10 protein-coding genes are annotated in these 12,552 nt (G+C 68.4%); 5 read left to right on the forward strand and 5 right to left on the reverse strand.

The genetic code is table 11. The features are described from left to right. Positions 1 to 38 precede the first annotated feature (38 nt). The 3 genes from WMF45_RS12340 (at position 39) to WMF45_RS12350 (ending at position 2,738) form a co-directional block, all read left to right on the forward strand. Complete coding sequence (locus tag WMF45_RS12340) at positions 39 to 623, forward strand: malonic semialdehyde reductase (RefSeq protein WP_437717102.1); 585 nt, start codon at positions 39 to 41, stop codon at positions 621 to 623. 244 nt (positions 624 to 867) lie between these two features. Beyond that, entirely contained in the window at positions 868 to 1,500 is a 633-nt protein-coding gene (locus WMF45_RS12345) for a glutathione S-transferase family protein (protein WP_437717103.1), read from the forward strand. Positions 1,501 to 1,973: 473 nt separating this feature from the next. Further along, positions 1,974 to 2,738: a hypothetical protein gene (locus WMF45_RS12350; RefSeq protein WP_437717104.1), complete on the forward strand. Its 765-nt coding sequence runs from the start codon at positions 1,974 to 1,976 to the stop codon at positions 2,736 to 2,738. A 744-nt stretch (positions 2,739 to 3,482) separates the two neighbouring features. On the opposite strand, the gene WMF45_RS12355 is transcribed toward WMF45_RS12350, so the two are convergent. Further along, the gene (locus WMF45_RS12355) at positions 3,483 to 3,701 is read right to left on the reverse strand and encodes a hypothetical protein (RefSeq protein ID WP_437717105.1); all 219 of its coding nucleotides are present in this window, start codon (positions 3,699 to 3,701) and stop codon (positions 3,483 to 3,485) included. A gap of 118 nt (positions 3,702 to 3,819) precedes the next feature. Between WMF45_RS12355 and WMF45_RS12360 the strand changes: the two genes are divergently transcribed. Then, a complete protein-coding gene (locus WMF45_RS12360) occupies positions 3,820 to 4,590 on the forward strand; it encodes an alpha/beta hydrolase family esterase (RefSeq protein WP_437717106.1) in 771 nt (256 codons plus the stop codon). 155 nt (positions 4,591 to 4,745) lie between these two features. Here the strand turns inward: WMF45_RS12360 and WMF45_RS12365 are convergent, their stop codons facing one another. Together WMF45_RS12365 and WMF45_RS12370 are read right to left on the reverse strand one after the other, a co-directional pair. After that, positions 4,746 to 7,832 carry a hypothetical protein gene (locus WMF45_RS12365; protein ID WP_437717107.1) on the reverse strand — a complete coding sequence of 1,029 codons (3,087 nt, stop codon included), beginning with the start codon at positions 7,830 to 7,832 and terminating at the stop codon, positions 4,746 to 4,748. Positions 7,833 to 8,009: 177 nt separating this feature from the next. Continuing rightward, positions 8,010 to 8,981, reverse strand: a complete 972-nt coding sequence (locus tag WMF45_RS12370) for a LysR family transcriptional regulator (protein ID WP_437717108.1) — start codon at positions 8,979 to 8,981, stop codon at positions 8,010 to 8,012. A gap of 42 nt (positions 8,982 to 9,023) precedes the next feature. Between WMF45_RS12370 and WMF45_RS12375 the strand changes: the two genes are divergently transcribed. After that, a complete protein-coding gene (locus WMF45_RS12375; protein ID WP_437717109.1) occupies positions 9,024 to 10,115 on the forward strand; it encodes an SDR family oxidoreductase in 1,092 nt (363 codons plus the stop codon). A 362-nt stretch (positions 10,116 to 10,477) separates the two neighbouring features. Here WMF45_RS12375 and WMF45_RS12380 read toward each other — a convergent pair whose 3' ends face one another. After that, positions 10,478 to 10,765 carry a hypothetical protein gene (locus WMF45_RS12380; RefSeq protein ID WP_437717110.1) on the reverse strand — a complete coding sequence of 96 codons (288 nt, stop codon included), beginning with the start codon at positions 10,763 to 10,765 and terminating at the stop codon, positions 10,478 to 10,480. A 46-nt stretch (positions 10,766 to 10,811) separates the two neighbouring features. Next, positions 10,812 to 11,450, reverse strand: coding sequence for a CAP domain-containing protein (locus tag WMF45_RS12385; protein ID WP_437717111.1), 639 nt, complete (start codon positions 11,448 to 11,450; stop codon positions 10,812 to 10,814). Between the last annotated feature and the right edge of the window lie 1,102 nt (positions 11,451 to 12,552).

The raw sequence follows: 12,552 nt of genomic DNA on the forward strand, positions 1-12,552 counted from the left end.
CCCGCCCCACCTCACCCACGTACCACCGAGAAAGCATCATGAGCGACCAACTCCTCCAGCAAGTCCTCCTCGAAGCCCGCACCCACAACGGCTGGCTCGCCGACTCCATCGACGACGCGACCCTGCACCGCCTCTACGAGGCCCTGCGCCTCGGCCCGACCGCGGCCAACAGCGTGCCGGCGCGGCTCGTCTTCGTGAAGAGCCCCGAGGCCAAGGAGCGCCTGCGCCCCTGCCTCGCGGAGGGCAACGTCGAGAAGACCATGAGCGCGCCCGTCACCGCGATCATCGCCTACGACACGCGCTTTCACGAGAAGATGCCGAAGCTCTTCCCGGCGCGCCCGACGATGGGCGAGGCCCTCGCCGGGATGCCGCCGGAGCAGCGCGACTTCTTTCTCCTCCAGAACGCCTCGCTCCAGGCCGGCTACCTGATCCTCGCGGCTCGGGCGCTCGGGCTCGACTGCGGGCCGATGGGCGGCTTCGACCGGGAGAAGGTCGACGCCGCGTTCCTGGCCGACGTGCCGTGGAAATCGATCCTCCTCATCAACCTGGGCCACGGCGACCCGGCGAAGCTCTACCCGCGCAACCCCCGCCTCGATTTCGAAGAGGCCTGCCGTATCGCGTAGTCGACCGGCCCCCGCCGGAGGTCCACGCGATGCTGCTGCCGTTCAGGGTGCCGGTGAGCGAGGCAACCACGACGGCCCGAGGCGACGCCATCGTTTTCCGCCTGTTTCTCCGCCGAGGGCGGCTCCGGTGCCGCCCATCGGGGCGCCCTCCGCACTGGCGCCGCGCCCAGCGGGGCCGGCCTCTGGTAGCCTCGGCCGCGCCGCCGACCGACCGGCGGAGACGAACGGAGAGAGAGACACCACCATGGCCATCGTTCTTTACCACCACCCCTTTTCGCGCGCCGCCAACACTGTGTGGATGCTCGAGGAAGTCGGCGTCGAGTACGAGCTCAAGTTCGTCGACATCATGGCCGGCGACCAGAAGAAGGAGGGCATCACGAAGCTCAATCCGATGGGCAAGCTGCCCTTGCTCGTCGACGGCGACACCGTCGTCACCGAATCCGCGGCGATCGGCCTCTACCTCGCGGATCGTTATGCCCCGGGCCGCCTCGCGCCGAAGCTCGACGACGCGGCGCGCGGCACCTATTTCCGCTGGTCGCTCTTCGCCCCCTCGGTCATCGAGCCCGGCTCGATGGCCAGGGCCGGCAACTGGGAGTTCCGCGCCGGCTCCGCCGGCTGGGGCAACTACGACGACATGATCGCGACGATGGAATCGGCCATCTCTGGCCGTGACTTCGTCCTCGGCAAGGAGTTCTCGATGGCCGACGTCATCTTCGGCGGCACCATCGCGTACATGCTCGACTTCAAGATGCTCGAGCCGCGCCCGAGCTTCACGGGATACGCCGAGCGGGTCAAGGCCCGCCCGGCGTACGCGAAGAGCGAGGCGCGCAACAAGGCCGTGATGGACGAGCGCGGCCTCAAGATGCCCGGGGCGTAGAGCGCCCTGACGGATTGAAGCGGAGCGCCTCGGCGAGCGCCGCAGGAGCGCCGCGTCCTCCGCACGCCTTACCCCGCCGGCGGCGAGCTCCCCGAAGAACACAGGCGCACGCTCGATCCCTTCGTCGCGCTGGTCGCAGCGTGACGAGATCGAAGCCAGGCCGAACGCGAACCACCCGCCCCCTGGACAGCGCGATCTCGAGCGGCTCCGCCACGACCGGCGAGGCGCCGGCCACCACTGCGCCGGCAGGAAGCGCGGCGCCTCCGTCGAGGACCACGGCAGGGGCTGCGAAGGTCCGTGGGCCCGCAGCTTGCAGCGGCACCGGTACAGCTGGTAAAATTGCGAGTCGCCGGGAGAGACCCTGGCCTTGCACAGGTCTTGAGCGTGATGCAGGAGTAGAGCGTCGAACTGGGCCTTGCGCTGGTTGAAGGTGATATATGCGTTTTCGGCGACATGGAACAGATGTTACGGATGTGACCATTCACCTATCGAGCACCGAAGGGAACTCTTCGGCCAGCATCGAGCTCGCCGATGTTCCACGCCCTGATGGCGTTCCCAGAATAACGAGCAGCGATCCTGATGTGGTCAGCGTCGATGGCGTGCCTCGCATACGCGCCGTTGGCAATTTTTCGTTTTACCTCAGCGCGCTGGCCACAACATCAGGTAGTGCCGCTGTGACGGTGACTGCGGCGACACGGTCCGGGATCCAGGCGACGCTGAGGGTCGCGGTCGACGTTGCGGTGGAGTTGCCGGATCCTGCTACTGAAGCTGGAGCCGTCGCCAGACTGTTGCTGTCGGAGGCCCGCGGTCCTTCCCACGCAGACTACCTGGCAGCAGACACATTGGAGAGTATGGTGTGGATGCAACGGGTTCTGGAGAATCGATTGGCGAGCGATCCTTCTCAGTTCGGGGCACGTGGGGCGAAAAATTTGATCGACATCATCCGCGGCGCCAATCAGTTTGATGGGTTTTCCGACTATCCGAACTACGATCAGGGGGTTCGTCGTCGGCTGCAGCAGATGGTCAACATCGCGAACAACGACAACGATCGGATGCAGTCGGATTTTCAAAGTTTTATACAGAATGCCATCGATGTGGCTCGGTTGCGGGTCGCCGTCCGGGACCCGAGCTCGACAGGCTTGTTCGGGTGGAGAGCCGCGGGGACTGGAAGTCCAGGGCCCAGGTTTTCGAGATTTCGCACGCTGGCTGGAAACACGTTCTTCACGTGGCGGCCATGATCGAGACCTCGACATGATCTGAGGTTCTCGCCTGCGTGCATGGGCGCACTCCGGCTGTGGCCAGCCGCGCGCCGTGCCAGGAAGCAGGGGTATGGTGCAGTTGCATGCAGCGCTGTCGAGGCATCGATGTGCCGTCTCGCATCGGATGGTGGGGCAGCGGCGGCAGCGCGGGCGACGGCGGCGCCGGCGACGAGGGCGGCGGCAACGACGTCGGCGGCCCGCCCGCGCCCCCGCGAGCGTGTACGTGGCCCCCAGCGACCACGGCGACGCGTGCTCGTGCGCTGCGAGCGGTCGGCGCCGACGTGGTCGGCTCGGTGACCATGGCGGCACGGTCTCCGCATCGGCCGCGGCAACATGACACGCTGGCAGTACGATTGTGGTCGGGCCGTCCGGCGATGGCCGCGGTCCGGCGTCCAGCCCTCTTAACGCGGCGCTCCGAAGGCGCCCTGCCAGCCACGCCCTCCCTCGGGCCCGAAGATACCCGCGGGCCGGTCGATTGGAATTGACACCGGCAATGTGAGCGTTCACATTCCAGTCGCGGGCCATCCTTTTGTTTCGGTTTGCTCGGGTCCTCCTGAGTACCGAGCTCTTCGTCAATCTGATCCACTCGGTCGATTTTTTACACCGATCCTGTTCGCTCTGTCGTCAGCGGAAGCGGAGTGTGGCGAGTCGCCCCTGATACGCCCGAATCGTTTTATTTTTCTTTTCACCTGATCCGGTACGTAGGAGACCTGTGATGCAATATCAAACGTTCAGACGACTCGCGTTTTGTGTCACCCTGGCGAGCTGGGCCGCGATTTCGTGCGCCCCCGCCGAGTCCGACTCGAACAACGACGGCGGGGGCGGAGCGACGGCGAGCAGCTCCGTCGGCAGCACGGGCGGCAGCGGCGTCGCGACCTCCAGCAGCAGCTCGAGCGGCAGCACGAGCAGCAGCAGCGGCGTTGCGAGCTCCAGCGGCAGCACCGCGGCTGGGACCGGCGGTGACGACAGCGGCGGGAGCGGCGGGGCTGAGCCGACCGGCACCGGCGGTGCTGGCACGGGTGGCTGGCCCGAAGGAGCCATCCCCCTGGGGAACGCGCCTGTGAAGAGCGCGGGGTGCGGCAAGGCGACCACGTTGACGAGCAAGGAGTATACGATCTCGAGTTCGGGCCAGAATCGCGTGTACTACGTCGATATGCCCCGGAACTACGACATGAACAAGCCCTACCGGCTGTTCTACACCTCGCATTGGATCGGCAGCCGCTACCAGGACGTCAAGGGGCAAGACTTCTACTTCCTCAAGCCGCAGCTGGAGGCCGACGGAGAGCAAGCCATCTTCGTGGCCCCCTCCTCGGACGGCGCAACGTGGCAAGAGAAGGATCACGCGCTGTTCGACGACATCATGAAGCTCATGAATGAAAACGTCTGCTACGACACGACCCGCGTGTTCGCGACCGGCTTCAGCTTCGGCGGGATGATCACCTATTCGCTGTCGACGAACCATCAAGCGGAGATCCGCGCGGCCGTGGGCATCGCCCCGGCCAACTACAACATCTGGTTGCCTCAGAAGACACGTAAGCCCATCGCTTGGATGCATACGACGGGCATGAGCGACGGGACGTGCCCCTGGGTGAACAACGAAGGTCAAAAGAAAGGGGCCAAGTTCATCGCCCTCGAAAAGGCCGAGGACAACGGCTGCACGATCCCGAACGACATCCCGACTTCAAACGGCAAGTACAGCTGCTTCGATTTCCAGGATTGCGATCCGGAGCATCCGACGCGGGTGTGCACCTTCGGCGGCGGGCACACGAACATCGACGGCAATCCGAACTGGATTCCGATCGAGTCGTGGAAGTTCTTCAAGCAGTTCTGACCTACGTCCTCGCCGCGGGCGGGACCCTCGCCCGCGCGTAGCGCCGCGCTCGGGGCGTCTCGCCTGCGGGAGAATGGGGGCCGCCTCCAAGCGCGCGGACAATCCCCGAACTCGGCGCGCGGCACCTCGACATGGCGCCCTTCCCGCCATGGGTTTCAGGGATTGAACGTCGCGACGAAGATGTCGGAGCCGCCGGCGTGGGCGATGGGGCCGGTCCCGAAGTCGACCGCCGCGCTCGCAGCCCCTGTGAGGGCGATCACGCCGCTCGGCGAGATCGTGATGCCGTGTGCGCTGGCGCCGAAGCCGAGGGTCCAGAGCTCGGCGCCGCTCGGGTCGAGCCTGGCGAGCCCGTCTCCGGCGACGACGATGTTACCAGCGGAATCGAGCGCGAGCGCGTCGCCGAAGGGGATCGAGTCGCTGAACACGTGGGCACCCGCGGCGTCCAGCTTGAGGAGCACGGGGCCGGCGGGCAGCAGGCCGCCGCCGAGATCGACGGTCCCGTCCGTGGTGCCGGCCACGAAGACCTCGTCAGCCGCATCGACGGCCACCGACCAGTCCGCCTTCCACGCGCCGCCAGGGGCGATCGACGGATCCGGCGCGAACGGGCGGCTCCAGAGCACGGCGCCGGTCGGGTCGAACTTGCTGACCGTGAGATACCCTGCGTCGGCCTGCGGTGCGGTCACGGTCAGCGCGTTGCCCGCGCTGTCGATCGCGAGATCGGCGTGGTATTCCAGGGTAGTGAAATAGTCCTCCTCGTCGGGAGGGGGCGTGATCCTGTGTTTCCAGAGGACATCGCCGCCAGGGGTCAGCTTCAACAGATAGGCACCGTTCGCCCAAAGGTCGGCGTAGACCAGGTAGGTGTTGCCGAGCGCATCGACGGCGATACGCTCGGGAACGCTGAAGCTGTCGATCACGTCCGACGTGTAGATGGGCGCTTGACTCCAGATGGCCTTGCCATCGCGGTCGAGCTTGGCCACGAAGCCCACGGTATTGTGGCCCGGTTCGAAGGGGGGGAGGCACTGGTTCAACACGCTGTCGGCGCCACCCGAGTAGGTGCCGGCGAGCAGGAGGTCGCCGTTGCCATCGACGGCCATGACGAGCGGGTGGCCGCTCGTCAGGCGCTCGCTCCAGAGCGGCGCGCCCGATGGATCGAGCTTGAGCAGGAAGTGGCGTCCGGGCGGGGAGGTCAGAGGGCCCGCGCCGAAGTCGACGGTCCCTGTGAAGCTGCCGGCGACATAGTAGTTGCCTGCGGCGTCGCTCGCGATGTTCAGGCCCTGGTCGGCGCCGGTGCTGCCGAACCCGCGCGCCCACGACAGCATGGGGCAATGGGGGTCGCCGTCGCAGTTCTCGTCCTCCGGCGTGGAGCAGAGCTCCTCGGCAGGCGTCACCTCGCCCACGCAGGGGCCGAAGCCGAGGCCGCTGGGCCGGCAGGTCTGCGTCCCCGCGGCGCAGGGTCCGACGCCCCTGGTCCCGGCAGCGCCGGAGTAGCACGCGATGACCGAGCCCGGCACGCACGTCTCGGACGGGCCTCCGCCGCCGCTGCCGCCGTCGCCGTCGCTGCCGCCGCTGCCGCCTCCCTCGCCGCTCGCCGGCGGATTGAATGTGGCAGCATAGATATCCCAGCCTTCTGTATACGCGATCGGGCCGGTCCCGAAGTCCACAGGGCCACTCACGACGCCGGTGACGGCGACCGCGCCGTTCGGGGAGATGGCTATATCCGCTACCGAGGCCGCGAAGTCGCGCGTCCAGAGCTCGGTGCCGCTCGGGTCGAGCATCGTGAGCCCACGCCCGCCGAGGAAGATGTTGTCGGCAGGGTCGACCGCGATGTTGCCGGTGTGGCGGGCGGGCTGGGTGAACACCTCCTCGCCGTCCTGATCCAGCTTGATGAGAGCTCCCTCGACCAACACGAGGGTCTCGCCCGCCGAGTTGACCGCCACCTTGCCACGGAAGCCGTAGTCGTCCAATCTCCGGGACCAGAGCAAATCTCCAGCCGGAGAGAGCTTCGAGACGTACGTGTAGAGGGCAATGTAGTCGCCACCGATACCTGCGTTGTTCACTGTCACCACGTTGCCGGCGCTGTCGAGCGCGAGGTTCATCTGGAAGCTCGGGCTGCCCGGAGTGCTACGCCTCCAGAGGACATTGCCCATCGCGTCCAGCTTCACCACCGCTGTCGCGTCCTCCAGCCCGACGGCGAGGTACGCGTCGCCGAGAGCATCGATGGCCACCTTCGTCGCCCAGGTAGGATGCGAAGGCCAGAAGAGGAATCCGTCGCTCCAGATGTGATTGCCGTCGGGGTCGAGCTTGGCCATGAATTGCCCGGAACGATCGGACGGAGCCGGCAGGGCGCACCCGCCGAGGCTGAAGTCATTGCCAATGCCAGAGAAGTCGTCCTCGTAGTTGCCGGCGATCAGGACGTTGCCGTTTCCGTCGATGGCCAGGGCATCTCCTGTCTCGCGCAAGGGGGTGCCGAAGCGCTTGCTCCAGAGCGGCGCGCCGGAGGGGTCGAGCTTGAGAAGGAAGATGTCGCTGTTACCGGCGCTGGTCAGAGGGCCGGTGCCGAAGTCGACCGTTCCTTTGAAGGCGCCGAGGATGTAGTAATTCCCCGTGGCGTCGACGGCGATGGTCGATGTGGGCGTGTTGGGCTCGATGCCGAACCCGCGCGCCCAGGCGGCGGGTTGCGGGCAATGGGGGTCGCCGTCGCAGCTCTCGTCCTGCGGCGTGGCGCAGACCTCCGCAACAGGGGTGATCTCACCCGTACAGGGCCCATAGCCGAAGCCGTCAGGACGACAGGTCTGCGTCCCGGCCGTACAGCGCCCGACGCCGTTGGTCCCCTCGGGGCCGGAGTAGCACGCGACGATGGATCCCGGCACGCATGTTGCCGGCGAGCCGCCGCTCCCGGTCGAGGTGCTCTCGTCGCCGCCGCCGTGGCCTGCGGAACCGCCGCTGCCCGTGGCAGCGGAGCCGCCGCCGCCGTGGCCTGCGGAGCCGCCGCTGCCCGTGGCAGCGGAGCCGCCGCCGCCGTGGCCTGCGGAGCCGCCGCTGCCCGTGGCAGCGGAGCCGCCGCCGTCTCCTGTGGTTGCGGAGCTGTACCCGCCGCCGCCCGCGGCGCCGCCGCTGCTGCTGCTGTCGGGCGCGCTCGGACCGCATTCATTCGTGCGGCCGAAGGCGGCGAGGAGCAGGGCGGCGGAGGCTCGCCGGTGAAGCCCGTAAGTCGAACCGATGGACTCGAACGGTCTTGCCATGCCGCCTCTGATGCTCGAGGCAGACGCCGCATTCATGCCGCGAGCGAGCGACGACGGAGGGGTAAGGAGACGCAGCCACAGCGCCGTCTCCCGCGCGTGATTCGTGGCCACGCCACGCCTGGAACGCGACCTCGTCTAGTGCCTGGGATGCCTCATCCCATCTAGAACATCCCCGGATCAAGCCGCGCCCCTTCGGACCAGGGCCCGCAGGCGCGGCGAGAGGGCGCGGCCCGAGAAGAAGAGGTCGCGGAACCAGCGCTGCGCCGGGTCGTCGTCGTGGCGCTGCGACCACACGGCCACGACCTGGGCGGCGGGCAGCTCGAAGGGGGGCGCGAACACCCGAAGCCCGAAGAGCTCGCGGGCGCGGTGGGCGACGCTGCTCGGGATCGTGCAGAGGAGGTCGGAGCTTCGCACGGCGATGGGCGCGGACATGAAGTGAGGCAGGCGCAGGGCCACGCGCCTGGTCTTGCCGAGGCGGGCCAGGGCGCGGTCGACGGCGCCGTCGCGGTGCCCCTCGACGCTGACGAGGACGTGGCCGAGGGCGACATAGGTGTCGAGATCGAGGCGCCGCTTGATCGCCGGGTGGCCTTTGCGGGCCATGACGGCGAAGGGATCCTGGTAGAGCGGCGCGCGGCGGAGGCCGGCGGCCGGCACCGGCTGCGAGGCGCCGAACAGGGCCAGATCGATGTCGCCGAGGACCAGGGCGGGGGTGACGTCAGGGGAGAAGCGCTCGATCTCCAGGCGGACGAAGGGGGCGTGTTCGCCCAGGTGGTCGAGCACGTCGGGCAGCGTCGTGAGCTCGAAGTAGTCGACCGTGGCGACGCGGAACGTGCGCGCCGAGGTGCGCGGATCGAAGGGCTCGGGGGAAGCCAGGGCGCGGCGGAGGTGCTCGAAGGCGGCGGGCAGGGCCGCGCGGAGCTGGAGCGCGCGCGGCGTGGGGGTGAGACCGCGGCCGAGAGGGACGAGGAGGGGATCGCCGAGGAGCTCGCGCAGGCGCGCGAGGGAGTGGCTCATCGCCGACTGGCTGACGTGGGCGCGGCGCGCCGCGGCGCTGACGCTGCCCTCGACGAGCAGCGCCTCGAGGGCGGGGAGGAGGTTCAGGTTGATGCTCCGGACATCGATCTCGCTCATGCCTGGCATGAGATACATCCCATTTTCCTCATGGGTCCAGCGACGCATGCTGTGCGGCCTATGAGAGCGTGCGATGTCGAGGTCGTGGTGACGGGGGGTACGGGATTCATCGGGCGCTGGCTGCTGGCCGAGCTGACCCGGACGAAGGCCGTGGCGGCGCCGGTGCGCCGGGCGCGGCAGCGGGCCGCCGAGCTTTCCGCGTTCGTCGACGCGCACGGCGGCGATTCGCGGCGGCTCCTGGTGGTCGAGGGTGATGTCGAGGCGGCGTCGCTCGGCCTGTCGGAGCGCTTCGAGCAGGTGCGCGACGTCTATCACCTGGCGGCGCGCTTCGCGTTCGGGCTCGGCGTGCAGGAGGCGCGGCGCTGCAATGTCGACGGCTCGCTGCACGCGGCCGAGTGGGCGCTCGGGCGGCCCCACCTGCGGCGCTTCGTCTACCTCGACGGCTACCGCATGATGCACGCGAGCGCCCGGCCGGGCGCGGAGAGCGTGCTGACGCAGCGAGCGCGGGACCGGCTCTACCGCCAGCACGGCGCGTACGAGGGGTCGAAGCACGAGTCGTTCCTCGCCGTGCGCCGCTTCGCGGCCGAGCGCGGGCTGCGCTGGACGGCCGTGCATCCGAGCAGCGTCATCGGCGACTCACGCACCGGCGAGACCTCGCAGCTCACGGGCGTCGGCGAGATGGTCGAGCAGCTCTGGCGGGGCCGCCTGCCGGCCCTTGTCGGCAGCGAGCGCACCTTCCTGCCGCTGGTGACGGTCGACTACCTGGCGCGCTTCCTGGCGAGCGTGCCCGAGCGCCCGGAGACCGCGGAACAGGACCTCTGCGTCCTCGACCAGGCGACTCCGCGGCTGCCCGCGCTGGTCCGCGGCATCGCCGCCCACCTGAGGCGCCGCCCCCCGGCGTGGATGCTGCCCCTCGGCCTGGTGCGCCTGCTGCCGGAGGCGCTCACCGGGGTGACGCGAGAGAGCCTGTCGTTCCTCGCCGAGGATGCGTATGACACGAGCGCGGCCGAAGCCCACGCCCGCGCGGTCGGTCTGGTGATGCCGCCGATCCACACCAGCGTGGAGCGCTGGTGCGACTACCTGGTGGCGACGCGCTTCGGCGCCACACCCGCGAATGCGCCCGACCGCCGGCCGGCGTCCTCCGTCGCCTGATCCGCGATCGGGGCCGCCGCCGGCGTCTTGGCGCCTCTCGCGCCCGGCCGCCGCTCCTCGGTTGCAGAGGGCGACGTGGGCGAGCCGATCGAGCGCGGCGACCTCCCGCGGTCGTAGGCATGACGCTACCGGCGCGAGCTCGCTCGCCCCTCCGCTGCTGGATCAAGACCGAGCAGCCGACCGATCGCCTAGTGAACGACCCGGGCCGCTACCTCATCCCCGAAGGCGACAGCGCGGCTCAGCCGATCTTGCACCTCTCCGGCCGGGAAAGAACTTGGTAGAAATTCGCTCGAACGTCCTGATCTCGGCCAAATTTTGAGGATCACGTCCGCTGACTCCCCACAAAAAGGGCGAAACCCGAGTCAGAACCCGATGTCCTCGCGGATGGCAACCACCATCTTGCAGTGGTTCACGAGATCGTCCGTCGTCTTGACCTCGGTCGTGTAGTTGAGACCATACGGCCAGAAGTGCGTCGAGTCCGTGTGCACGACGTCGCTCTCGTTGCCCGTGATGGCCCGGAGCTGGCGCGTCGCCGCCTCGCCCGCTCCCGCTGGCCGCTCTTTCAAAGCTGCAATGCCCTGCCTCGTGCTCGTGCCCACGCCCACGCTCGACGTCCACTCCGAACTCGGCCCCACCTCATCTTCATCCACCACCTCATCCCGAACCCGGCCTCGCCTCCACCCCCCACCCGCGCTCTCAGCGCGTGAAGTTCTGGACGGCCCAGACTTTGCCGCTGCTCGTCGTGTAGAAGCCGCAGGCGACTTGGGTGACGGAGTCGTCGGTCATGTTGATGAAGTGGCCGTACGTTTCGTAGCAGTCGTCGGTGCAGTTTGCGGTGGGTGGCGGGCCTTCGTCCCACATCTGTTGCATGCACAGGCCGATGACTTGCTTGTTGGAGGAGTAGCCAGGGCAGGAGTTTTGCGAGCCGCCGGGCTCACAGATTCTCGCTCGGATGCCGGCGTGAGCCATGTTGTGATCGGCGTCGTATTTCGCCATCTCGTTGGCGCAGGCTTCGCCGTCTTTGCGGCGCTTGAGCGCCGGCAGGCAAGCGCACTGCGTGAGGAACTGGTTGATGCGATCGACGCAGTCTTGCGCGAGGTCGCCGGTGCTCGGCGGTGGGTCCAGCTTGCAGGCGAGGTTCTTGACGCAGGCCCCGCCGCCGCCGGTTCCGCCGCTCGCTCCGCCGGCTTCGCCGCTCGCTCCGCCGGCTTCGCCACTCGCCCCGCCGGCTCCGCCATTCGCTCCGCCAGCTCCTGCCGACGCTTCGCCGCTCGCTGTGCCCGCGCTTCCCGAGGAGCCGCCGGCTGGCTCGCCGCCCGTCGACGCTCCGCCCATCGCGGCTCCTCCTGTCGTTGCGCCGCCATTCGTCGCATTGCCGCCGGCGCTCGTCGCACCTCCGTTTGGTTGGGTGACGCCGCCAGTGCCGCTCGTGCCCGGGGCGCCCGCGGCGGCGCCCCCTGCGCCTCCCGAGCCGCCGGGCTCGTCTGGCGAGCTGGAGCAGGCGAACGCGAACGCGAGCACGCCGAAGGAAGCGATACGCATACCTGCAAGTGTGGACCTGCTGCGACTAACCGATCAAGTAAAAGCAGCATGATGCGAGGTGTTTGAAAAATCCGCTGTGTTTGGACGAGATTCGCTTTCCACCGCTCGCTTCATTACAGACAGCTCTTGAGGTCGACGGACGCCGCGTAGATTTCTTTAGCAGCGCCCGCCCCCCGCCAGCAGCGCGCGAGAGTTCGTGAGCGGAGAGTCGGTCCTTTATCTCGGGCGGCAGTTCCGGCGCCGCTTGCTCCCCGAGCAGGACCCGCGCCCGGCGCGCAGGCAAATCAAGCCGGATCGCAGCGCGAGGAAGTGTAGCGTGGCAGAGCGAAAGGGTGGGACCGCGAGCGTCGTGATGGCTCGGTCCTGGGTCGAAAGAGCGTGGTCCGGGCGGCGCCGCGCGCGCTAAGGGGCGCATCGGCGTGCCGTGGGCACACGTGTCCGTCCGGACGTTGGTCTGGCCCGGGAGGCGCGTCGCGAGACGCTATACGGCGTCACCGAGCGCCTTGCGGCGCACAACGGTGCTTTTCCAGTACGGTGGTCCCCGGTTGGGAGAGCGTGCTGGAACATCGGTCGTCTCGCCGAGCGCGCATAGTAAGCGGACCATGTTCCGGGGCTCAGTGACCATGGCGACGAGCTTCATCCGCCCCTTGCAAGCTCGGCACTCGAGGACATCGATCGCAAATGTGCGGCGCAAGAGCTCGGCGCGCACGAAGCCCTCGCTCACCGACACCCGCACGACCCTCAGCTCCGCAAGATTCCCACGCCGCCTTCCCCCGCGCGGTCCGGCGATCGGGCTTGGCGCCGTCCGCCGATCGCCTACCATGGCCCCAATGGCCGCTACCTTCGCCACCTTCTCCCTGGAGGGCGACAAGCTCCCCGCGGACGTCGCCGTGAC

Source organism: Sorangium sp. So ce448, from assembly GCF_051520915.1.
Taxonomy (GTDB): domain Bacteria; phylum Myxococcota_A; class Polyangia; order Polyangiales; family Polyangiaceae; genus Sorangium; species Sorangium cellulosum_B.

Bases quoted from the DNA above. Each gene is read 5' to 3' on its own strand.
- WMF45_RS12340 (WP_437717102.1), top strand. From the start codon at position 39: ATGAGCGACCAACTCCTCCAGCAAGTCCTCCTCGAAGCCCGCACCCAC.
- WMF45_RS12345 (WP_437717103.1), top strand. From the start codon at position 868: ATGGCCATCGTTCTTTACCACCACCCCTTTTCGCGCGCCGCCAACACT.
- WMF45_RS12365 (WP_437717107.1), bottom strand. From the start codon at position 7,832: ATGGCAAGACCGTTCGAGTCCATCGGTTCGACTTACGGGCTTCACCGG.
- WMF45_RS12370 (WP_437717108.1), bottom strand. From the start codon at position 8,981: ATGTATCTCATGCCAGGCATGAGCGAGATCGATGTCCGGAGCATCAAC.
- WMF45_RS12375 (WP_437717109.1), top strand. From the start codon at position 9,024: ATGAGAGCGTGCGATGTCGAGGTCGTGGTGACGGGGGGTACGGGATTC.
- WMF45_RS12385 (WP_437717111.1), bottom strand. From the start codon at position 11,450: ATGGGCGGAGCGTCGACGGGCGGCGAGCCAGCCGGCGGCTCCTCGGGA.